This is a genomic window from Streptomyces sp. NPDC059850, assembly GCF_042731515.1.
GTDB lineage: Bacteria > Actinomycetota > Actinomycetes > Streptomycetales > Streptomycetaceae > Streptomyces.
In genome coordinates, this window is record NZ_JBHWJI010000052.1 from 1 (window position 1) to 20,730 (window position 20,730).

The 20,730-nt window shown below is 72.5% G+C and carries 19 protein-coding genes; 5 read left to right on the forward strand and 14 right to left on the reverse strand.

Annotated elements, in window-relative coordinates:
• Positions 1-369: 369 nt before the first annotated feature.
• A complete protein-coding gene (locus ACFV9T_RS32510; RefSeq protein ID WP_385446071.1) occupies positions 370-1,062 on the reverse strand; it encodes a metal-dependent transcriptional regulator in 693 nt (230 codons plus the stop codon).
• 195 nt (positions 1,063-1,257) lie between these two features.
• Between ACFV9T_RS32510 and ACFV9T_RS32515 the strand changes: the two genes are divergently transcribed.
• Entirely contained in the window at positions 1,258-2,013 is a 756-nt protein-coding gene (locus ACFV9T_RS32515; protein ID WP_385446072.1) for an SIS domain-containing protein, read from the forward strand.
• A gap of 30 nt (positions 2,014-2,043) precedes the next feature.
• Here the strand turns inward: ACFV9T_RS32515 and ACFV9T_RS32520 are convergent, their stop codons facing one another.
• Together ACFV9T_RS32520 and pdxH are read right to left on the reverse strand one after the other, a co-directional pair.
• Positions 2,044-3,504 carry a PAS domain-containing protein gene (locus ACFV9T_RS32520; RefSeq protein WP_385446073.1) on the reverse strand — a complete coding sequence of 487 codons (1,461 nt, stop codon included), beginning with the start codon at positions 3,502-3,504 and terminating at the stop codon, positions 2,044-2,046.
• 512 nt (positions 3,505-4,016) lie between these two features.
• On the reverse strand, positions 4,017-4,649 hold the full coding sequence (gene pdxH, locus ACFV9T_RS32525) for a pyridoxamine 5'-phosphate oxidase (protein ID WP_385446142.1): 633 nt from the start codon (positions 4,647-4,649) through the stop codon (positions 4,017-4,019).
• A 399-nt stretch (positions 4,650-5,048) separates the two neighbouring features.
• Here pdxH and ACFV9T_RS32530 point away from each other — a divergent pair, with 399 nt between their 5' ends.
• Positions 5,049-6,149 (forward strand): citrate synthase 2, encoded by a 1,101-nt coding sequence (locus tag ACFV9T_RS32530; RefSeq protein ID WP_385446074.1) that lies wholly within the window; start codon positions 5,049-5,051, stop codon positions 6,147-6,149.
• Here the strand turns inward: ACFV9T_RS32530 and ACFV9T_RS32535 are convergent.
• The 9 genes from ACFV9T_RS32535 to ACFV9T_RS32575 form a co-directional block, all read right to left on the reverse strand.
• Positions 6,146-6,799, reverse strand: a complete 654-nt coding sequence (locus ACFV9T_RS32535; RefSeq protein WP_385446143.1) for a TetR/AcrR family transcriptional regulator — start codon at positions 6,797-6,799, stop codon at positions 6,146-6,148. The genes ACFV9T_RS32530 and ACFV9T_RS32535 overlap by 4 nt on opposite strands.
• Positions 6,800-6,819: 20 nt before the next feature.
• Positions 6,820-7,620, reverse strand: coding sequence for an enoyl-CoA hydratase family protein (locus ACFV9T_RS32540; protein ID WP_385446075.1), 801 nt, complete (start codon positions 7,618-7,620; stop codon positions 6,820-6,822).
• A gap of 8 nt (positions 7,621-7,628) precedes the next feature.
• Complete coding sequence (locus tag ACFV9T_RS32545) at positions 7,629-9,233, reverse strand: 4-coumarate--CoA ligase family protein (RefSeq protein ID WP_385446077.1); 1,605 nt, start codon at positions 9,231-9,233, stop codon at positions 7,629-7,631.
• A gap of 81 nt (positions 9,234-9,314) precedes the next feature.
• A complete protein-coding gene (locus ACFV9T_RS32550; protein ID WP_385446078.1) occupies positions 9,315-10,460 on the reverse strand; it encodes an acyl-CoA dehydrogenase family protein in 1,146 nt (381 codons plus the stop codon).
• Entirely contained in the window at positions 10,457-12,406 is a 1,950-nt protein-coding gene (locus tag ACFV9T_RS32555; protein WP_385446079.1) for an acetyl/propionyl/methylcrotonyl-CoA carboxylase subunit alpha, read from the reverse strand. Before ACFV9T_RS32555 ends, ACFV9T_RS32550 begins: the two co-directional genes overlap by 4 nt.
• Before the next feature lie 11 nt (positions 12,407-12,417).
• The gene (locus tag ACFV9T_RS32560) at positions 12,418-14,016 is read right to left on the reverse strand and encodes an acyl-CoA carboxylase subunit beta (RefSeq protein WP_385446081.1); all 1,599 of its coding nucleotides are present in this window, start codon (positions 14,014-14,016) and stop codon (positions 12,418-12,420) included.
• Complete coding sequence (locus ACFV9T_RS32565; RefSeq protein WP_385446082.1) at positions 14,013-15,707, reverse strand: acyclic terpene utilization AtuA family protein; 1,695 nt, start codon at positions 15,705-15,707, stop codon at positions 14,013-14,015. Before ACFV9T_RS32565 ends, ACFV9T_RS32560 begins: the two co-directional genes overlap by 4 nt.
• Positions 15,704-16,498, reverse strand: a complete 795-nt coding sequence (locus tag ACFV9T_RS32570; RefSeq protein WP_385446083.1) for a TIGR03084 family metal-binding protein — start codon at positions 16,496-16,498, stop codon at positions 15,704-15,706. Before ACFV9T_RS32570 ends, ACFV9T_RS32565 begins: the two co-directional genes overlap by 4 nt.
• 110 nt (positions 16,499-16,608) lie before the next feature.
• The gene (locus ACFV9T_RS32575) at positions 16,609-16,971 is read right to left on the reverse strand and encodes a hypothetical protein (RefSeq protein WP_385446085.1); all 363 of its coding nucleotides are present in this window, start codon (positions 16,969-16,971) and stop codon (positions 16,609-16,611) included.
• Positions 16,972-17,139: 168 nt separating this feature from the next.
• Between ACFV9T_RS32575 and ACFV9T_RS32580 the strand changes: the two genes are divergently transcribed.
• The 3 genes from ACFV9T_RS32580 to ACFV9T_RS32590 all read left to right on the forward strand — a co-directional run bounded on the left by ACFV9T_RS32580 (position 17,140) and on the right by ACFV9T_RS32590 (position 19,548).
• Positions 17,140-18,330 carry a helix-turn-helix domain-containing protein gene (locus ACFV9T_RS32580; RefSeq protein ID WP_385446086.1) on the forward strand — a complete coding sequence of 397 codons (1,191 nt, stop codon included), beginning with the start codon at positions 17,140-17,142 and terminating at the stop codon, positions 18,328-18,330.
• Between the two features lie 109 nt (positions 18,331-18,439).
• Complete coding sequence (locus tag ACFV9T_RS32585; protein WP_385446088.1) at positions 18,440-18,811, forward strand: hypothetical protein; 372 nt, start codon at positions 18,440-18,442, stop codon at positions 18,809-18,811.
• A 119-nt stretch (positions 18,812-18,930) separates the two neighbouring features.
• Positions 18,931-19,548, forward strand: coding sequence for a hypothetical protein (locus ACFV9T_RS32590; protein WP_385446089.1), 618 nt, complete (start codon positions 18,931-18,933; stop codon positions 19,546-19,548).
• Positions 19,549-19,608: 60 nt separating this feature from the next.
• Here ACFV9T_RS32590 and ACFV9T_RS32595 read toward each other — a convergent pair whose 3' ends face one another.
• Positions 19,609-20,034, reverse strand: a complete 426-nt coding sequence (locus tag ACFV9T_RS32595; protein ID WP_385446091.1) for a toxin-antitoxin system, toxin component, PIN family protein — start codon at positions 20,032-20,034, stop codon at positions 19,609-19,611.
• Entirely contained in the window at positions 19,985-20,641 is a 657-nt protein-coding gene (locus tag ACFV9T_RS32600; RefSeq protein ID WP_385446093.1) for a DUF433 domain-containing protein, read from the reverse strand. Before ACFV9T_RS32600 ends, ACFV9T_RS32595 begins: the two co-directional genes overlap by 50 nt.
• Positions 20,642-20,730: the final 89 nt, after the last annotated feature.

The window sequence follows — 20,730 nt, forward strand, 5'->3', positions numbered from 1 at the left end:
CACGGCCGGGGGGTAGGCCCCGGGGAGCTCGGGGCTGGGGGTCGCTACGGCCCGGGGCCGTGTGGCCCGGGTTCGCGGGTACCGCACGGCCCGGGGCCCACCGGGGGGACATGGGGAAGCGGGGCCCCGGCGCCTCACGGCACCGGGGCCCTCGCGTTCGAACGCCCGCTCGGCATCGCTGCCGCACGTCGGGCCCATAGGAGCCCCCTCCCCTGACCGCGAGCACGCTTGTGCATATGCGTCAGCGACAGGGTTGCACGGGTCGCCCCCGACCGCTCGATTTCCCCGAACTCCGGTCCAGACAAAAACCGTCCCCGCAGGTCACGCGCCCAACGGGGGTCGGGGATGGAGTCAGCGCTCGGCTACGAATCAGCGCTTGGCCACAAAGACATGCGAGGCGATGTCCGCCTCCAGCTCGGCGGCCTCGCCGCTGCTGCCCACCAGGACTCCGCCCGGGGACTCCGTCACGCTCACCACCGAGCCCGGCTGAACCCCGGCCCTGCGCAGCGTGTACATCAGCTGGGCGTCCATCTGGATCGGCTCGCCGATGCGGCGGACGACCACCGTCTTGCCCTCGGTGCCGGGGGCCAGCTCGCGCAGGCTCACCATGCTGTCGTCCAGGAACGGGTCGGCCTCGCCCTTCTCGCCCAGCTCCTCCAGACCCGGGATCGGGTTGCCGTACGGAGACTCGGTGGGGTGGCGCAGCAGCTCCAGGACCCGGCGCTCCACCGCCTCGCTCATCACGTGCTCCCAGCGGCACGCCTCCGCGTGGACCTGCTCCCACTCCAGGCCGATCACGTCGACCAGCAGGCATTCCGCGAGCCGGTGCTTGCGCATCACGCGCGTGGCCAGGCGGCGGCCCTCCTCCGTCAGCTCCAGATGACGGTCGCCCGCGACCATGAGCAGCCCGTCACGCTCCATGCGCGCCACCGTCTGACTGACGGTGGGGCCGCTCTGATCGAGCCGCTCCGCGATCCGGGCGCGCATGGGGACCACGCCCTCCTCCTCGAGTTCGAGGATGGTGCGGAGATACATCTCCGTGGTGTCGATCAGTCCGGACATGCGTGCCCCTTGATGTGTCGTGCGGTGGCCCTGAACCCAATTCTGACGCATCCCACCGACAACGGAGCCGGATCGGCCACTGCCGTAACGAGGGAGGAAGGAGGTGGTATTGACAGCTTCATGATCCACATCGCAACGTGATCCGCGCCACGGGGATGTGGACCCAAGTTAACACCGACACGAAGGGCCTCGGCGATGAGCCAGAGCAAGCCGACAGGGCGCTTTATCGATGCCGCCATCGGGCTGCTGCACAGAGTGCGGGACGAGGAGGCCGAAAGCATCGCCTCGGCGGGCGGCCTGATCGCCGACGCGATCACCGGCAACGGGCGGATCTTCGTCTTCGGCGCGGGCCACTCGTCCCTGCCCGCCCAGGACGTCGTCTACCGCGCGGGCGGGCTGGCCCTGATGAACCTGCTCCCGGTGCCGGGGGTGACCGGGGTGGACGTCATGCCCGCGCCCCTCGGCAGCGCGCTGGAACGGGTCGACGGGTTCGCCACGGCCGTCCTGGAGACCGGGCCGCTGCGCCCAGGGGACCTGCTGTTCATCATCTCGCTGTCCGGGCGGAACACGCTGCCGGTGGAGATGGCGACCGGCGCGCGGGAGCGCGGGGTCACGGTGGTCGGCGTGACGTCCTTGGCGTACGCGACGGGGACCACGTCCCGCAACGCCACCGGCGGCTTCCTCAAGGACCACTGCGACCTGGTCCTCGACAGCAAGATCCCGGTCGGCGACGCGGAGGTCACGGCGGAGGGCGTCGGGGCGCCGTTCGCCCCCGCGTCGACCGTCGTGACGAGCGCGCTGATGCAGGCCGTGGTGGCGGCCGGGGTGGAGGAGCTGGTCGCGCGCGGCGTGCGGCCGCCCCTGCTGCGCTCGGGCAACGTGGACGGCGGCCATGAGTGGAACCAGCAGGTGATGGCGGAGTACGCGGACCGGATCTTCTACCGGCAGTAGCTCTCAGGTTGTTCTAGCGGGCCAGTTGTTCTAGCGGGCCAGGTCCACCGCCGCCGCCACCCGGGCCGCCACATCCTCCGCGTACGCCGTGTCGGGGCGGTCGAAGGGGCGGCGGGCCGGGCCGCGGAGGAACGTCAGCACGCCCAGGGTGCGGCCCCGGCTGCGCAGCACCGCGCACAGGGCGTGCACCGACCCCTCCGGCCACTTGCGGGCCGCCGCCCACCGGGCCGCCGCCGCCTCGTCCGTGCGCGTCGCGCTCGCCCGTACCGAACCGCAGCGCTCGGCCGCCTGGAGCGCCGGATGGCCCTCCAGGTACGCCACCGGGATGCCGCCCGGGGCGATCGGGGAGCACGGGCCCGAGGTGCCGCACGGCGTGGCCGCCGCCCGGACGAGACGGATCCGCTCGCCCTCGCCGGGCGGCAGGGCGCTCGGCGGCACTGCCGCCGGACGGTCCAGGACCAGGTCGATCACGGCGTGGTCGGCGAAGCCCGCGAGCGCGAAGTCCAGGTGGACCGCCGCCGCCTCCATCGGGTCCTCGCACTCGGCCGCCGCCCGCGCCGCCCGGTGCAGCTGGTTGCCCCGGAAGCGCAGCCGCGTGCTCTCCTGCTCGTGCTGCTTCGCCTCCGTCACGTCCTGGAAGATCCACGCCACCCCGAGCGGCACCGGCTCCTCGGTCAGCGGCGAGGCCAGCCGCAGGAAGCCGCTGCGCCAGCAGCGCCGCGCCGGGGGCGCGTCCTGCGGGGACTCGTCGGCCGCCTCGCGCAGCGTCACCCACAGCTCGGTGGGCGCTTGGGGCGCGCCCTCGGCGAGGACGTGCTGGAGGGCGTTCTCCGCCTCCTCCACGCCCTGGTCCAGGAACTCGCCCAGCGGCCGCCCCAGCGCGGCCGTACGCCCCGTGCGCAGCGCGACCGCCGCGCTGCCGTTGAGGACGGCCACCCGCAGGTCGGCGTCGACGAGGACGACGGACCAGGACGCGTCCTCCAGCAGCGCCTCGCTCAGCGCGATCGACCGCTCCAGGTCCAGCTGCGCGTGCACCTCGCTGAACGCGCAGTACACCCCGGCCGGGCGGCCGTCCGCGCCCGGCACCGCCGACGACTGGGTACGGACCAGGACCCGGCCGCCGTCCTTGGTCAGCAGGGCGAACTCGTGCACCCGGCGGCCGGTGGCGTCCAGCGCCTCCATCAGCCGGGCCTCGATGTCCCGCGCGTCCTCGGAACGGACCGCCCACCCCGCCAGCCCCTTGCGCCCCACGGCCTCGGCCGTGGTCCAGCCGAGGATGCGCTCGGCCTCGCGGTTCCAGTGGGTGACGGTGCCGTCGGCGCCGAACGCGCACAGCGCGGCGTCCATGCCGTCGAGGAGCGCGGCGAGCAGATCGGAGTCGTCCCGGCCGGGGCCGGTCGCGGGCACGGGCGCGGGCGCGGCCGCCGACGCGGACTGCGCCGGTACGGGACGCGCGGGACGTGCGGGTTCGGAGCGCTGCGGAGCGGTCACCGGACACCCCCTGCGGGACGTGGTGGGCGTGGCTGCCTGTGATGGTGCACGTCGGAACATTGAACTCGAACGTGACGCGCGCCACACCTGATTCCGCGAAATCGTTGCCTCCCGGAAATTCGCTTGTCTGCTCCGCGAGGGCGTTCCTAAGGTGGTGAGCACACGAGAAGGGAGGTGGTTCGGCCGATGTATCAAATCCGGACGCGTGAGGTGACTGCGGGCTAGCAGTCCGTCGTCGCGCTCAGCGCATTCGCCGGACCGGCGCACGAACGATGTGCGCAGCCGGCCAATCCCAAGCAGTCACCCGGCCCGTGGGTCGCCGGTACGTCCGACCGGCCCCCAGGCGCCCTCACCGGCGCCAGGGGAGAGACCCACGGGTCGTCTGCGTTTCCGGCTGTGTGCCGAGGCCCCCGAGTGGGCTGTGCCCGCGCCGGGCCGGGCCCCGGCGCCGAGGGGCCGCCGGATGTCCCGCACGTTTACGGTGTCCCGCACGTTTACGATGCCCCGCACGTTTACGGCGACAGGCGCTCGATCCGCCAGTTCTCCTCGCCCGGCGCCGTCCGTACGTACCGCAGCCGGTCGTGCAGCCGGTTCTCCCGGCCCTGCCAGAACTCCACCGCCTCCGGCACCACCCGGAACCCGCCCCACTCCGGCGGCACCGGCACCTGCTCGCCCGGCGGATAGCGGTCCGCCAGCTCCGTGTACGCCCGCTCCAGCTCCTCCCGCGAGCCGACCACCGAGGACTGCGCGCTGGCCCACGCGCCCAGCTGCGAGCCGTGCGGACGGGTCCGGAAGTACGCGGCCGTCTCGTCCCGCCCGGTGCGCTGCGCGAGGCCCGTCACGATCACCTGGCGGGCGATCGGATGCCACGGGAAGAGCAGCGAGACCTGGGGGTTCCCGGCCAGTTCGCGGCCCTTGCGCGACGCGTAGTTGGTGTAGAAGACGAAGCCGCGCTCGTCGAAGCTCTTCATCAGGACCGTACGGGAGCTGGGCCGCCCGGCCGCGTCCGCCGTGGAGACGATCATCGCGTTGGGCTCGTAGAGACCGCTGCCCACCGCCTCCTCGAACCACCGGGTGAACTGTTCGAACGGGGTGCCCCCGAGGCGTGTCTCGTCCACGCCCGCCGCGCGATAGTGCTCGCGCATGGCGGCCGGGTCGTACGTGCGTGCGGAGTAAGCCGAGGGGGAAGCCGGGGGCTCCGGGTCAACGTGGGACACGCGCATATCTTGCAACATCACCGGTCCACCGCACGGGGTACCCCGAAAGAGCGATCCCCCCTCTCCCCCGCACCGGGGATCCATAACCCTCCGCCCGCCGCACAAGCGGTGTGCCACTTCTCACGCGCCCCCGTGACTGGCGCGTCCACCGCGCCGTGGCCGACCATGCGCCTGTCAGCGCGGTGCCCCGGCGCCGGTTTACGCCCCTGCTGGGTGACCACCGCGCGCACGGGGCACATCACCGGGTATCCGGTACGGACCGCGAGCCACCGGCCGCGGAGCCGTCCCGGGGCCGGACCCGCCGTCCACGTCATGAGGAGCCGCCCGATGTCCGACTTCGTACCCGGACTCGAGGGAGTCGTCGCGTTCGAGACGGAGATCGCCGAACCCGACAAGGAGGGCGGCGCGCTCCGCTACCGCGGCGTCGACATCGAGGACCTGGTGGGCCATGTGTCCTTCGGGAACGTCTGGGGCCTGCTGGTCGACGGCGCCTTCAACCCCGGGCTGCCCGCCGCCGAGCCCTTCCCCATCCCGGTGCACTCCGGCGACGTCCGGGTCGACGTGCAGTCCGCGCTGGCCATGCTCGCGCCCGTCTGGGGCCTCAAACCGCTCCTCGACATCGACGAGGACCGGGCCCGCGACGACCTCGCCCGCGCGGCCGTCATGGCGCTGTCGTACGTCGCCCAGTCGGCGCGCGGGCAGGGCCTGCCGATGGTGCCGCAGCGGGAGATCGACAAGGCCGAGACCATCGTCGAACGCTTCATGCGCCGCTGGCGCGGCGAGCCCGACCCCAAGCACGTCGCCGCCGTCGACGCGTACTGGACCTCCGCCGCCGAGCACGGCATGAACGCCTCCACCTTCACCGCCCGCGTCATCGCCTCCACCGGCGCCGACGTCGCCGCCGCGCTCTCCGGCGCGGTCGGGGCCATGTCCGGGCCGCTGCACGGGGGCGCGCCCTCGCGGGTGCTCGGGATGATCGAGGAGATCGAGCGCACCGGGGACGCCACCGCGTACGTCAAGAAGGCGCTCGACCGGGGCGAGCGGCTGATGGGCTTCGGGCACCGGGTCTACCGCGCCGAGGACCCGCGGGCGCGGGTGCTGCGGCGCACCGCCAAGGAGCTGGGCGCGCCGCGCTACGAGGTCGCCGAGGCGCTGGAGCGGGCCGCCCTGGACGAGCTGCACAACCGGCGGCCGGACCGGGTGCTGGCCACCAACGTCGAGTTCTGGGCGGCGATCACGCTGGACTTCGCGGAGGTCCCGGCGCCCATGTTCACGTCGATGTTCACCTGTGCGCGCACGGCGGGCTGGAGCGCGCACATCCTGGAGCAGAAGCGGACCGGCCGCCTCGTGCGCCCCTCGGCGCGGTACATCGGGCCGGGGACGCGCAGCCCGCACGACATCGACGGGTACGGGGATATTTCGCGCTAGCGGTCAGCCGTGCCCGGTGCCTCGTCGCCCACTACCTCGTCCAGGATCCGCGACCACTGCGCCACCACCCGCTCCCGGCGCGCGCTGTCGTCCGTCAGCAGATTGGCGAGGCCGAGGCCGCGGGCCATGTCGAGCAGGCCCTGCACGGCCTCCCGGACCCCCGGGACCGTCTCGTCGGCGCCCAGCAGCTCCACCGCCGCCCGGTGGGTCTCGCGGCCGATACGGGCCTCCAGGACGGTGACCCGGGCGCCCAGCTGGGCCTCGTACGACGCCGCGACCCACAGCTGCAACGCGGCCCGGAACAGCGGGCCGGTGTAGAGGTCGACGAGTTCGGTGACGACCGCGTGCGTACGGGCCGTGCCCCCGCCCGCCGGGGCGTGGGCACGCAGCTCCGCCGAACGCTGCTCCGAGACATGCTCGACCGCGGCCGTGAACAGGTCCTCACGGGTCGGGAAGTGGTGCTGGGCCGCGCCCCGGGACACCCCGGCGCGCTCCGCGACCACCGACACCGTCGACCCGGCCCAGCCGTGCGCGGCGAGGCACGCCACCGCGGCCTCCAGCAGCCGCTGCCGGGTCGCGCGGCTGCGGTCCTGCTTGGGGTCACGCGGGGGCGTACGGGACGGCGTACGGGGGGACGTACCGGGGCTCACCGGTCCGGACGTACCGGGGCTCACTTCCCGGCCTCCGCCCCGGTGCCCACTCCGGCCCCCGTCACCCACGCCGGGTCCCGGCGCTCCCGGAACGCCGTCATCCCCTCCCGCGCCTCCGCCGACGCGAACAGCCGCGCCGACAGCTCCGCCAGCTCCTCCCCGTCCCGGTCGAACGCCCGCCGCACCTCCGCCGTCACCAGCCGCTTGGACTCCGCCAGGCCCTGCGGGGAGCCCCGGCGCAGCCCGTCCAGCACGGGCGCGAGCGCCCCGTCCGCGTCGCCCTCCGGGTCGGCCACCGTCACCAGGCCGATCCGGGCCGCCTCGGCGGCGTCGAACCGCTCCCCCGTGAGGTAGTAGCGGGCCGCCGCGCGGGCGTCCAGGCGGGGCAGCAGCGGCATCGATATGACGGCCGGGGCCAGCCCGAGCCGCGCCTCGGTGAACGCGAAGCTCGCGCCGCTCCCCGCCGCCGAGATGTCGCACGCCCCGAGCAGTCCGAGACCACCGGCCCGCACATGCCCGTCGACCCGCGCGACCACCGGCTTGGGCAGCTCCACGATCGCGCGCAACAGCGCGACCAGCCCCGACGCACCGGCGACCGCCGGGGGTTCGCGCAGATCCGCGCCCGCGCAGAACGTGTTGCCGGTGTGCGTGAGCAGCACCGCCCGGACCTCCGGGTCCGCCCCGGCCGCCGCCAGCCCGGCGCGCAGCTCGGCGACCAGGCGGGCGGAGAGCGCGTTGCGGTTGTGCGGCGAGTCGAGCGTGAGCGTCCGGATGCCGTGGTCGTCGGACGAGCGCACCAGAGCGGCTTCAGCGTCGGTCATGGGGTCGGTCATGGGGTGGTCGAACTCCTCTCCCTGGCGCGCAGTTCGCGCCGCAGGATCTTTCCGGCGGCCGACCGCGGCACGATGTCCGTGAACTCGACGCGCCGCACCTTCTTGTACGGGGCCACCTTCCCGGCAACGTACGCGATCAGCTCGTCCTCCGAGATCCGGGCGCCGGGCCCGCGCACCACGTACGCCTTCGGGATCTCGTTGCCGTCCCCGTCCGGCACGCCGATCACGGCGGCGTCGGCGACGGCCTCGTGCGCGATCAGCACGGCCTCCAGATCGGCCGGGGCGACCTGGTAGCCCTTGTACTTGATCAGCTCCTTCACTCGGTCCACCACGAACAGCCAGCCGTCCGCGTCCACATGGCCGACGTCGCCGGTGTGCAGCCAGCCGTCCGCGTCGATCATGGCCGCCGTGTCGGCGGGCCGCCCCAGATAGCCCTTCATCACCTGCGGGCCCCGGATCAGGATCTCCCCGTCCTCCCCCGTCGCCACGTCCCGGCCGTCATGAGAGCCGCCGTTCATCCCCACGATGCGCATCTCGGTGCCCGGCAGCAGCTTCCCGACCGTCCCCGGGGGTACGTTCTCCGCTTCTCTCGGCACCAGATGGCAGCCGGGCGACAGCTCCGTCATCCCGAACGCCTGCAGCAGCGGCGGCACGCCCAGCCGCCGTGCGCACGCCTCCGCCAGCCGCGCGTCCAGCGGCGCCGCCGAGCACAGCACGTACCGCACGGACGACAGGTCGTGCCGCGCCACCGCCGGATGCTTGGCGAGCGCCAGCACGATCGGCGGCGCCACGTACAGCGCCTGCGCCTCGTACCGCTCGATCGCCGTCAGGAACTGGTCCAGATCGAAGCGCGGCAGCACGATCACCGTGCTCCCGGCCCGCAGCGGGGCGTTCATGAGCGCCGTCAGCCCGTAGACGTGGAAGAACGGCAGCACCGCGAGCACCCGTTCGCCCGGCCGCGTCGGAACCATCGCCTCCACCTGCGCCAGGTTGGTCGCCACGCTGCGGTGGGTCAGCATCACGCCCTTCGGGCTGCCCGTCGTCCCCGACGAGTACGGCAGCACGGCCACGTCCTCCGCCGGGTCGATCTCCACCACCGGCTCCGGCGCCGTGCCCGCCAGCATGTCGCGCAGCGAACGGTGGCCGCCCGCCTCGCCCGCCGTGTCGCATACGAAGATCTCGCGGACCCCGCCCGCCTGCTCCGCCGCCACCCGGGCCACCCCCAGCAGCGGCGTGACCGTGACGATCCATGTCGCCGCCGAGTCCCGCAGCTGCCCCGCGAACTCCTCCGCCGTCGCCAGCGGATGCACCGTGGTCACCGCCGCGCCCGTGCGGGTCACCCCGTAGAACGCCATCGGATACATCACCGAGTTGGGGCTGTGCAGCGCCACCACCTCGCCCTTGCGCACTCCCGCCGCCGCCAGTTCGGCGGCGATCCGGCGCGTGGCGTGGTCCAGCGCCGCGTAGCTGACGCTCTCCCCCGTCACCCCGTCGATCAGCGCCGTACGGTCCCCGAACTCCCGCACCGCGCGCCCCAGGACCGCGTCGTGAATGGGCAGATCGACGGGCGGGACATCGGGAAACTCGCTGCGCAGCACCATGGCCGCTCCCCTCGGGTCGCTGTGCCTCTCCGTTGCCTACCCGTCCGTTCTGCCCCGCCCTGTCGATCAGTACGACATCGATCAGTACGACTTGGGCAGCCCCAGCGTCTGGTGGGAGACGAAGTTGAGGATCATCTCCCGGCTGACCGGCGCGATCCGCGCCACCCGCGCCGCCGTGATCAGCTTCGCGAGCCCGTACTCCTCCGTCAGGCCGTTCCCGCCCAGCGTGTGCACCGCCTGGTCCACGGCCTTCACGGCCGCCTCCCCGGCCGCGTACTTCGCCATGTTGGCCGCCTCCCCGGCGGCCGCGTCGTCGCCCGCGTCGTACAGGTACGCCGCCTTCGCCATCATCAGCCGGGCCAGCTCCACCTCGATGTGCGCCTGCGCGAGCGGATGCGCGATCGCCTGGTGCGCGCCGATCGGCTCCTTCCACACCTGCCGGGTCCGCGCGTAGTCCACGGCCTTCGCCAGCGCGTGGCGTCCCATCCCGAGGGCGAACGCCGCCGTCATGACGCGCTCCGGGTTGAGCCCCGCGAACAGCTGCGCAAGACCCGCGTCCTCGTCACCGACGAGTGCGTCCGCCGGGAGCCGTACGTCGTCCATGACGACCTCGAACTGCTTCTCGTTCGCGGCCAGTTCCATGGGGATATGGCGGTACGAGAAGCCGGGGGTGTCGCGCGGGACGATGAACAGGCACGGCTTGAGCTTCCCGGTGCGCGCGTCCTCGGTGCGGCCGACGATCAGGGTCGCGTCGGCGATGTCCACGCCGGAGATGAAGACCTTACGGCCGCTCAGCACCCACTCGGCGCCTTCGCGGCGGGCGGTGGTGGTGATCCGGTGCGAGTTCGACCCGGCGTCCGGCTCCGTGATGCCGAACGCCATCGTCACGCTGCCGTCCGCCAGCCCCGGCAGCCAGCGCGACTTCTGCGCCTCCGTGCCGTACCGGGCGATCACCGTGCCGCAGATCGCGGGCGACACGACCAGCATGAGCAGCGGACAGCCTGCCGCGCCCAGCTCTTCGAGCACGATGGACAGCTCGGCTATGCCGCCCCCACCGCCCCCGTACGCCTCCGGGAGGTTGACGCCGAGGTAGCCGAGCTTGCCCGCCCTGGTCCACAGGTCGGGGGTGGGAGTGTCGAGGTTGTCCCTGCCGAAGGCCGCCACGGCGGCGCGGAGGTCGGCCTGCTCCGGGGTGTCGACGGGAGTGTGCGCCTGGGCCTGGCTCATGTGCGGCTCCGTCCGGGGTTCGTGGTGGTGGGTTCTTCCTCCTCCGCCGCGACGACCGCGAGCAGCGCCCCGACCTCGACCTGACGGCCCTCGGCGGCGTGCAGCGCGGTGAGCACCCCGGCGGTGGGGGCCGTCACGCGGTGCTCCATCTTCATCGCCTCCAGCCACAGCAGCGGCTGGCCCGCCTGTACGTGGTCGCCCACGGCGACGTCGGCGATCCGCACCACCGTGCCGGGCATGGGCGCCAGCAGGGAGCCCGGCGCGGTGCGCGCGGTGGGGTCGGGGAAGCGGGACAGAGGGGTGAGGGCGTGCGAGCCGATCGTCGCGTCGACATATATACGGTCGTCGTGCCGCGAAACGTCGAATTGCCGCCGCATTCCGTCTGCTTCGAGGACGACGTGACTCGGGGTCGCCTTCAGCAGCCGCAGGTCCGGGAAGCCCTCCGCGGCGAGGCCGTCGCGGGTGAGCCGGTAGCGGACCTCGTGCTCGGTGCCGTCCGCCGCGCGGTACGTCTTGATCTGCGGCTGCGACGGTACGTTCCGCCAGCCGCCGAGCCGCCCCGCCACCGTCGCGGGCCGATCCGATGCGTCGGCCAGCGCAGCGGCGAGGGCGGCCAGGGCCAGGCCCTCCCCGGTGTCCTGGGTGAGCGCGCCGAGGTGGCGTTCGAGGAAGCCGGTGTCCATGCGTCCGGCCTCGAACTCCGGGTGCCGCAGGGCCCGTACCAGCAGCTCACGGTTGGTGGCCGGGCCGTGGATCCGGGCGCGCTCCAGCCCGTGGGCCAGCCGCCGCAGCGCCTCGGCGCGGGTGGGCGCCCAGGCGATGACCTTGGCCAGCAGGGGGTCGTAGTGGACGCCGATCACGTCCCCGTCCGCGATGCCCGAGTCCACGCGCGGGCCACTGACATCAAGGCGGTGCATCACGCCCGCCTGCGGCTGCCAGCCTCGGCCCGGGTCCTCCGCGTAGAGCCGCGCCTCGACCGCGTGGCCGCGCGGGGATGGAGGCTCGGCGGCCAGGGGCTGCCCCTCCGCAACCCGCAGTTGCAGCGCCACCAGGTCCAGCCCGTACACCTCTTCCGTCACCGGGTGCTCGACCTGGAGGCGGGTGTTCATCTCCAGGAAGTACGCCCGGCCCGCCGACGAGACCAGGAACTCCACGGTGCCCGCGCCCTCGTACCCGATGGCCCGCGCCGCGCTCACCGCCGACTCCTCCAGCAGCCGCCGCAGTTCGTCGCCGAGCCCCGGCGCCGGGGCCTCCTCGACGACCTTCTGGTGGCGGCGCTGGAGCGAGCAGTCGCGGGTGCCGAGGGACCAGACGGTGCCGTGGGTGTCGGCCAGCACCTGGACCTCGACGTGCCGGACGCCCTCGACGTACGGCTCGACGAACACCTCGCCGTCCCCGAAGGCCGATGCCGCCTCCGCGCGGGCGGAGGTCAGTTCGGCGGCGAGCGCTTCCAGGTCCCGTACGACGCGCATGCCGCGCCCGCCGCCGCCCGCCGCGGCCTTGATGAGGACGGGCAGGTCGTCGGCGGTGACCTCGGCGGGGTCGAGGGAGTCGAGGAGCGGCACGCCCGCGTCGCGCAGCAGCCGCTTGGCGCGGGTCTTGGAGGCCATGGCCTGCATCGCCGCGGGCGGCGGCCCGACCCACAGCAGCCCGGCGTCGCGGACGGCCTGGGCGAAGGCGGCGTCCTCGGAGAGGAAGCCGTAGCCGGGGTGGACGGCGTCGGCGCCCGCCGCCAGGGCGGCCTTGGTCAGCAGGTCGCCACGGAGATACGTATCGGCGGGGGCGTCGCCCGGCAGCCGTACGGCGGTGTCGGCCTCCCGTACGTGCGGGGCGTCGGCGTCCGCGTCGGAGTGGACGGCGACCGTAGCGATGCCGAGTTCGCGGCAGCTGCGGATGACGCGGCGGGCGATCTCGCCGCGGTTGGCGACGAGGAGCGATCGAATCACGGGTTCCTCACTCACATCCGGAAGACGCCGAAGCCACCGCGCGCCCCCTCGACGGGCGCGGTGTGGAGGGCGGAGAGACAGAGGCCGAGGACGGTGCGGGTGTCGCGCGGGTCGATGACGCCGTCGTCGTACAGCCGCCCGGAGAGGAAGTGCGGCAGCGACTCGGACTCGATCTGCTGCTCCACCATGGCGCGCAGGGCGGCGTCGCCGTCGTCGTCGTACGGCTGCCCCTTCGCGGCGGCGGACTGGCGGGCGACGATCGACAGCACCCCGGCCAACTGCTGCGGGCCCATGACGGCGGACTTGGCGCTGGGCCACGCGAAGAGGAAGCGGGGGTCGTACGCGCGGCCGCACATCCCGTAGTGGCCCGCGCCGTAGGAGGCCCCGATGAGGACGGAGAGGTGCGGGACCCGCGAGTTGGAGACCGCGTTGATCATCATGGCGCCATGCTTGATGATCCCGCCCTGTTCGTAGGCGCGGCCGACCATGTAGCCGGTGGTGTTGTGGAGGAAGAGGAGGGGGATGTCGCGCTGGTTGGCGAGCTGGATGAACTGCGCGGCCTTCTGCGACTCCTCGCTGAACAGCACCCCCTGGGCGTTGGCCAGGATGCCGACCGGATAGCCGTGGAGCGTGGCCCAGCCGGTGGCCAGGCTCGCCCCGTACAGCGGCTTGAACTCGTCGAAGTCGGACCCGTCGACAATCCGGGCGATCACCTCGCGCGGATCGAAGGGCACCTTCAGGTCGCCGGGGACGATGCCGAGCAGCTCATCGGCGTCGTACTTCGGCGGCTCGGCCGGGCCGGGGTCGGGGTGCGCCTTGCGCCAGTTGAGGCGGGCGACGACGCGGCGCGCCTGGTGGAGGGCGTCGGGCTCGTCGGTCGCGAAGTAGTCGGCGAGCCCGGAGGTGCGGGCGTGCAACTCGGCGCCGCCGAGGGATTCGTCGTCGCTCTCCTCACCGGTGGCCATCTTGACCAGCGGCGGGCCGCCGAGGAAGACCTTCGACCGCTCCTTGACCATGATCACGTGGTCGGACATCCCCGGGATGTACGCGCCTCCGGCGGTGGAGTTGCCGAAGACCACGGCCACGGTGGGGACTCCGTCGGCGGACAGCCGGGTCAGGTCGCGGAAGATGGCACCGCCGGGGATGAAGATCTCCTTCTGGGAGGGGAGATCGGCACCGCCGGACTCGACGAGACTGACGACGGGGAGGCGGTTCGTACGCGCGATCTCATGGGCACGGAGGATCTTCTTCAGCGTCCAGGGGTTGCTGGCACCGCCCCGTACGGTCGGGTCGTTGGCGCTGATCAGACACTCGACGCCGGAGATCACCCCGATGCCGGTCACGACGGAGGCGCCGACCGGGTAGTCGCTCCCCCAGGCGGCGAGCGGGGACAGCTCCAGGAAGGGCGTATCGGGGTCCAGGAGGAGTTCGACGCGCTCCCGGACGAGCAGCTTGCCGCGCTTGCGGTGCCGCGCGGTGTACTTCTCACCGCCGCCCGCCAGCGCCTTGGCGTGTTCGGCCTCCAGCGCGGTGAGCTTGGCGAGCATCGCCTCGCGGTGGGCCGTGTAGTCGGCGCCTGCGGGGTCGAGCGCGGACGCGAGCACGGTCACAGCAATACCTCCGGTATGTCGAGGTGGCGCGAGCGCAGCCATTCGCCGACGGCCTTCGCCTGGGGGTCGAAGCGGGCCTGCGCGGCGACGCCCTCGCCGAGCAGGCCGTCGAGGGTGAAGTTGAGGGCGCGCAGGTGCGGGAGTTGGTGGCGGGTGATGCGCAATTCTTGTGTTTCCGGGAGGAGTTCCCGGAGCCGATGGACGGTGAGGGTGTGCACCAGCCAGCGCCACGCCTCGTCACTCCGCACCCACACGCCGACGTTCGCGCTACCGCCCTTGTCGCCGCTGCGCGCCCCGGCGACGGCGCCGAGCGGAGCACGGCGGGTGGGGCCGCTGAGGGGTGGCGGCAGCGGGGGTTCGTCGGTGGGCATGAGGTGCCGGGTCTCCGGGGCCGGGGGGATCGCGGTGCGGGTGCCGTCCGGCAGGACGGCGATGTGCGGCACTGCGGCCTGTGGGACATACGCCGCCTCGAACACCCCGTACGGGGTGCCCCTCCCGGGCGGGGCGGTGACGTGGAAGCCGGGGATGCTGGCCAGCGCCAGCTCCACGGCCGCGCCGCTGACCGCCCGCCCCACGGTGTCGGGGTCGCGGTCCCGCACGACGAGCCGCAGCAGGGCGCTCGCCTCCTCCTGCACGGCCGCGTCGGCGTGATCGGTACGGGCGAGTTCCCACCGCACCTCGGCGGGGCGGCGCTTGGCGAGCGCCGCCTCCATCTGTTGTTGTACGAGCGCGGCCTTGGCGTCGATATCGAGCCCGGTCAGGACGAACACCACCTCGTTGCGGTGCCCGCCGAGCCGCGTCAGCCCGGCCTTGAGGGTCGGCGGCGGCGCCTCACCCCGTACGCCGTCGATCCGCACCCGGTCGGGGCCGTCCGGGGTGAGCCGTACGGAGTCCAGGCGGGCTGTGACGTCCGGCCCGGGGTAACGGGCGCCCGCCGTCTCGTACAGCAGCTGGGCGGTCACGGTGCCGACGGTGACGGCGCCACCGGTGCCGGGATGCTTGGTGATCACGGCCGACCCGTCCGGATGGATCTCCGCGAGCGGAAACCCCGGGCGGCGCAGATCGCCAATCTCATTAAAGAACGCATAATTCCCGCCGGTCGCCTGCGTCCCGCACTCCAGCACATGCCCGGCGATCACGGCCCCGGCCAGCGCGTCCCAGTCGTCCGCCGCCCACCCGAAGTGCGCGGCGGCGGGCCCGGTGACGAGCGCGGCGTCGGTGACCCGCCCGGTGACGACGACGTCCGCCCCGCCTCGTAGGCACGCGGCGATCCCGCCGCCCCCGAGGTAGGCATTGGCGCTGACCACCCCGGGCCCCCAGTCCCGCGCCCCCAGCAGATCGTCCCCCTCCACATGCGCGACCCGGCACCCGACCCCGACCCGCTCCGCGAGCCCCCGGATGGCGTCGGCCAGCCCGCCCGGGTTGAGCCCACCCGCGTTGACGACGATCCGCACCCCGCGCTCGACGGCGAGCCCGAGGGTGTCCTCCAACTGCCGCAGGAAGGTGGTGGCATAGCCCCGCGCCGGATCCTTGGCCCGGTCCCGGCCGAGGATGAGCATGGTCAACTCGGCGAGATAGTCCCCGGTCAGCACGTCGAGTGGCCCGTCGACCAACATCTCGCGCACGGCGTCGAATCGGTCCCCGTAGAACCCGGAAGCATTACCGACCCGAAGCACCCCTGGCCCAGTCACGCGGGACCCCCGCCCGGCCGCCGCCCGCGTCCCGGCGGGCCCGCGAAGGCCTGGGCGATGTCCAGCCAGTGGTCCGCCTCCGCGCCCTCGGCCCGTACCGCCACGTCGTCACGGTGTACGCGCTGGGTCACCAGCAGGCAGAAGTCGAGCGCCGGGCCCGTGACGCGTTGGGGCGCGTCCTCGGGGCCGTACGTCCACACCTCGCCGCCCGGCGCGGTGAGTTCGACGCGGAACTCCTCGGCGGGCGGCTCCAGGCCGTGCGCCGCATAGGCGTACCCCCGGGCCCGTACGCCGATGCGGGCCACGTGGCGCAGGCGGGCGGTGGGGGTGCGGCGTACGCCCAGCGCGTCGGCGACGTCCTGGCCGTGCGCCCAGGTCTCCATCAGCCGGGCGGTGATCATCGACATGACGCTCATCGGCGGCCCGTACCACGGGAGCCGGGCGCCCGGCGGCTGCGCGGCGAGCACCCGCGTCAGCCGCTCCCGCCCCTCCCGCCACCGCCCCAGCAGCGCATCGGGCGCATCGGCCGCGCCGCGCTCGGCGCCCTCGTCCACGAACCGCTCCGGCGCGGCAAAGGCCTTCCGCACCTCGTCGGCGAACCCCTCGGGGTCCTCGGCCGCCTGCACGGCCCGCGCGTCGGTCCAGGCGAGGTGGGCGATCTGGTGCGCGATGCTCCACCCGGCCGCCGGTGTCGGCGTACGCCACGCCTCGGCTGGCAGCCCGGCCACCAGACCGTCCAACTCCTCGCCCTCGGCACGCAGATCGCCGAGCAGAGCTTCCGTATCGGACACGCGGGACTCCCGGTCGTGATGCGGCGGTGCGGAGCGTCGGGAGTGAGCGTGGCAGTCCCGCACAAAACAATCAAGCATGCTTGCATGATTTTTGACGGGCTGGGGGTTTATCAGAAGCGAGCCTCGTGGATGAGCCTCCCGGACGCGAAGACAGCACCCTCGGGCCGCCAGCCGGTGCGGTAGTCAGGGGCATCGGCGAAGCGCAGGGCCAGTTCCCGGACGGGCTCGCAGGGCCACGCGGGGACGTCGATGCGGCCGTAGTCCAGAAAGAGCGTGTACGGCGGAATCCGCGAGCACGCAGTGCAGCCAGTGAAGGACATCCCCCGCGTCTCCGCACGCCCGCCACCCCCTTCGAAATACGCGGCATGCATCCGCCGTGGTTCATGCGCGACCAGGCGCGCGAGGCCGTCCTCGTCCACCCGCGTCAGCAGGAAATCGAGCAGCTCCTCGACGAAGCGGTCATAGCGGGGCACCCCGCGAGCCTGCCACGGCGCGCCCCGGTTCGACGATCCCTTTCCGGATCTCCGTCCGGGACGACGTCCGCACGACCGGTTGCGCGGCACCCATGGTGACTGGCCGACACTTCGCCGCGTTTGACCAGGGGTACACGTCACCGTGTCAAGGCAAGAAGGGAGTTGAGGATGGCCGACAACGGCCCAGACCACATCGGAGAGCGGCTACGCGACATCCGGAAACGTCGACGGCTGACGCAGCACGGCTTGTCGGAGGCCTCTGGGGTCTCCGTCTCCTGGATCAGGAAGCTGGAACAGGGCGAGCAGCAGGACACGCGCCTTGAAACGGCTCGGAAGCTCGCTGCGGCGCTGGGCGTGTCCACCACGCGGCTCATCGCCGGACACCTCGAAGACGAGGCCGACGAAGCCACGATCGAACGCTGGGAACCAGTACGCCACGCACTGACCGCTCCGGTACCCGATCGCGGTGCCGACCAGGCCCCCACCGTGGAGGGGATCAGCGCAGCGCTCACGGCCGCACTCCCTCTCTTCTCCGGCGACCGGTTCACCGACCTGCGTCCCGTCCTCCCCGCGCTCCTGCGCGACGCTGACGCGCTTGCCCGTCTCAATCCACGCGGTCGGCATCTGCGGGGGCGGTTACTGCAGCTCACCGGATGGCTCATGGTGCAGACGCGCCAGTTCGACGCTGCCGAAGCGGCCCTCACCAGAGCGACGGACGACGCTGTGGACCGCCTCGACGGTGCCGCCATCGCGAGCACGCGCTGCTGGCTGCTGCTGCGCCGAGGGCAGCTCGCTCAGGCTCGCGCCGTGGCGGAGCGCGAGGCGGACGACGCGGAGCCGCGCTTGTCCCGTGCCACGCCCGCTGAGCTGAGCGCATGGGGATGGCTTCTCCTGCGCGCGTCCGCAGCCGCGGTGCGGGACAACGAGCCCGACATCGCGACAGACACTCTGCGGCTCGCTCACTCGGCCGCCGTCGCGATGGGCCGCGAGTTCGCCCCTGACGGCGACTTCCTCCGAGCTTTCGGCCCTGTCACCGTCGCCCTCAAACGGGCGGAGAACGCGATGATCGCGGAGGAGCCCGATCGCGTCCTGAGCTTGGCAGCCCGCATCCCCGCCGGAGGTCTGCGTCCGACGTCCAACAACCGGAACCGTCATCTGCTGGACGTGGCCAGGGCTCACGTGATGAAGCGGCGGCACACCGAGGCCTTCGGGGTACTGCAGGGCGTCTGGGCCGATGCCCCGGAATGGCTGCCCAACCAGCACTACGCGCGGGACATCCTCGGCGACATCATCGCCAAGCGGAGGACAGTGACCCCAGAGATGCAGAGCATGGCGGACGCGCTCGGGCTACCGGTGTGACGCCGGGTGGTACTTCCGCGAAACCGCAAGCGAGAGTGCCATTGATCGGCTACTCAGAGCGATCCTAACGTCACGACACGGGACTGAATATCACCGAAGGAGCCGTGACGTGTTCACCAAGTCATCCGGAACCCCGGCGGGGACTGCCCTGCGCCTGCTGCCGTGGTCTGGTCCGGACGGCAAGCCGTGCTATCTGGCACCGGGCGACGGCTACAGCCCTCTGAGTCGGCGGGCCGACGAAGTCGAGGCCCTACAGCTGAGCATGGGCGCTCAGCTCCTCGCCCATGCGTGCGCTTTACTCGACGACGGAAAGGCGAGCGCCGGGGAACTGCGCTTCCTGGCCGCCCGGCTGACCGAGGCCCTACGCGATGTCCTACGAGTTGCCGAGAGCCGGGGCGAGCGCCTACCCGCGTACGACGACGGCGACGACACCGAACCAGGTGGCCATCCTGCGCCCTCGGAGGCGGCGGAGTCGTCATGAGCGCCCACACCCGCGTTAGCCGGAGGTTAGCGGGACGGCAGCCCTTCGGTAGCGGCCCCGACCAGAGTGGGTGGACGTACCGAAGAGACAACGACACCGACTGCCCGGGGGGACCCGAAATGCGCTCCAACACCACTGCCCGCACCGCTCGTAGCCGCACCCTGCGCGTCGCCGCCGCGGCCCTGATCGCCGCCGCCGGTCTCAGCCTGACCGCCTGCTCCGGCTCGGACACCGACCCGAAGCCCGCGGCCGCCGAGTCCTCCGCCGGGGCGCAGGGCACCGACGCCAAGGTCGAGAACAAGGCGGGCACCGCGAACAAGGCGGCCTCGCCGTCCCGCACCCAGAAGCTGGTGGACGGCAGCACGGCCAAGATCTACAAGCTCGGCGACCTGCACTACCGCGTCGAGATCGTCAACGACGGTGCCGAGCTGGCCACGATGGAGGCGAAGGAGGGCGACGCCGGGCTCGACGCCAACGGCATGTACGTCGTACTCACGGCGGGCGGCGAGGTCCGCTCCTGGATGGGCGGCGAACACCAGGGCCCGGGCACGTTCAAGCTCGCGGGCGGCTGGACGGCCAAGGTCACGAAGGTCGGCGAACTCCACTACCGTGCGAAGATCATCGGCCACGACGGCGAGGCCGCCACGATCGAGGCCAACCAGAAGGACGCCGGTCTCGACGCCAACGGCAGCTCCATCGTGCTCAGCTCCGGCGGCGTGATCAGCTCCCACGCGTAAACGCCCACCCCACTGCGACGGCGGAGCTGCCTCAGGCGGCTCCGCCGCCGCAGGTGCTCCCTACGGCCACTTTTTCTCAATGCGGTCCTCATAGACGGCATAGATCGCCGCCTCGCCACGTGTCGCAGCACGGTAAATGGCCGCCTGTTGGCTGTGGAAGCGCCGCGCCTTGTCCGCGATCAGCAGATCCTTCTTGCTCAGATAGAACAGCGGCTTGTCGCCGTCGGCGAGAGCCCCACGCTCATGTGCGCGGTAGCGGATGCGCTCGTCCTGGGTCAGCAGAGCCCACCCCTGGGCCAGTCCGTGAGCGATCCACTCCTCATCCGGAATGTGCTGCCCGTCATCGGCGTAGACCTCGCTGAGGTGGCGGACCAGCCATCCGGCCTCCCGTAACAGTGCGACCGTACGGCGGCCCAAGGAACGGTCGGCGAGGAACTCAGGCGGCTCGTCGGCGGGCGGTCCGGCAGATCGATTCGACCTGGTCACGTGTCAGCCCGTACTCGTCCGCGACCGCCTCCAACGGCTCCCCGGCCTCCCACAGGGAGACGATCGCGTCCACCTGGACCTTGTTCTCCGCGACGACCGGTGCGCCCCAGCCGAAGCGGGGATCGATGATCACGGGGGCGACGTCCGGGTATTGCCGCAGGCGGAGCCGGTAGGGATATTGATCGCCCGTCTCCCAGGCGATGTAGCGCAAATAGCCGGTGATGACTTCCCTGATGGGGCGCTGACCATCCCGGGCACGAGCCAAGTCGCCGTCCGCGTACTCGACGAAGATGTCCACTCCATCGGTGGCGATCCGGCGGGTGGCCAGCCCGTACTCGTCGCCGAACGCCAAGCGCACCGCTTCGGCCGCCTCGCGGATCTTGGGCATGCTCAGGTACCCGCGTAGCGACCGCAGCACATACGCCTCGACGATCGCTACGAACGGGATCGAGGGCCAGCCGCGCTTCACCGGCTGGACGCCGTGCACCAGCGGGGATCCAGCGGCGCTCTCGTGGTGCAGCCAGCGCTGGAGCGTACGGTCGGGAATGTCCAGGTGCCGGGCGGTGTCCTGGACGCTCAGAAGCGCGTCGCTGAAGCGATCCACCATCGCCGATGCCCTCCCGTTGCTGGCCGTATCCGAACATAGCGCCTGTTCACCCCCACGGTAGGCCGAGCCTCGGACACTAGCGAGGACGA

What these genes read in the sequence shown, in the direction of transcription:
- ACFV9T_RS32515 (WP_385446072.1), top strand. Translation starts at nt 1,258, where the DNA reads ATGAGCCAGAGCAAGCCGACAGGGCGCTTTATCGATGCCGCCATCGGG.
- pdxH (WP_385446142.1), bottom strand. Translation starts at nt 4,649, where the DNA reads ATGCGCGAGCACTATCGCGCGGCGGGCGTGGACGAGACACGCCTCGGG.
- ACFV9T_RS32540 (WP_385446075.1), bottom strand. Translation starts at nt 7,620, where the DNA reads ATGACCGACGCTGAAGCCGCTCTGGTGCGCTCGTCCGACGACCACGGC.
- ACFV9T_RS32580 (WP_385446086.1), top strand. Translation starts at nt 17,140, where the DNA reads ATGGCCGACAACGGCCCAGACCACATCGGAGAGCGGCTACGCGACATC.
- ACFV9T_RS32550 (WP_385446078.1), bottom strand. Translation starts at nt 10,460, where the DNA reads ATGAGCCAGGCCCAGGCGCACACTCCCGTCGACACCCCGGAGCAGGCC.
- ACFV9T_RS32600 (WP_385446093.1), bottom strand. Translation starts at nt 20,641, where the DNA reads ATGGTGGATCGCTTCAGCGACGCGCTTCTGAGCGTCCAGGACACCGCC.
- ACFV9T_RS32590 (WP_385446089.1), top strand. Translation starts at nt 18,931, where the DNA reads ATGCGCTCCAACACCACTGCCCGCACCGCTCGTAGCCGCACCCTGCGC.
- ACFV9T_RS32510 (WP_385446071.1), bottom strand. Translation starts at nt 1,062, where the DNA reads ATGTCCGGACTGATCGACACCACGGAGATGTATCTCCGCACCATCCTC.
- ACFV9T_RS32545 (WP_385446077.1), bottom strand. Translation starts at nt 9,233, where the DNA reads ATGGTGCTGCGCAGCGAGTTTCCCGATGTCCCGCCCGTCGATCTGCCC.
- ACFV9T_RS32530 (WP_385446074.1), top strand. Translation starts at nt 5,049, where the DNA reads ATGTCCGACTTCGTACCCGGACTCGAGGGAGTCGTCGCGTTCGAGACG.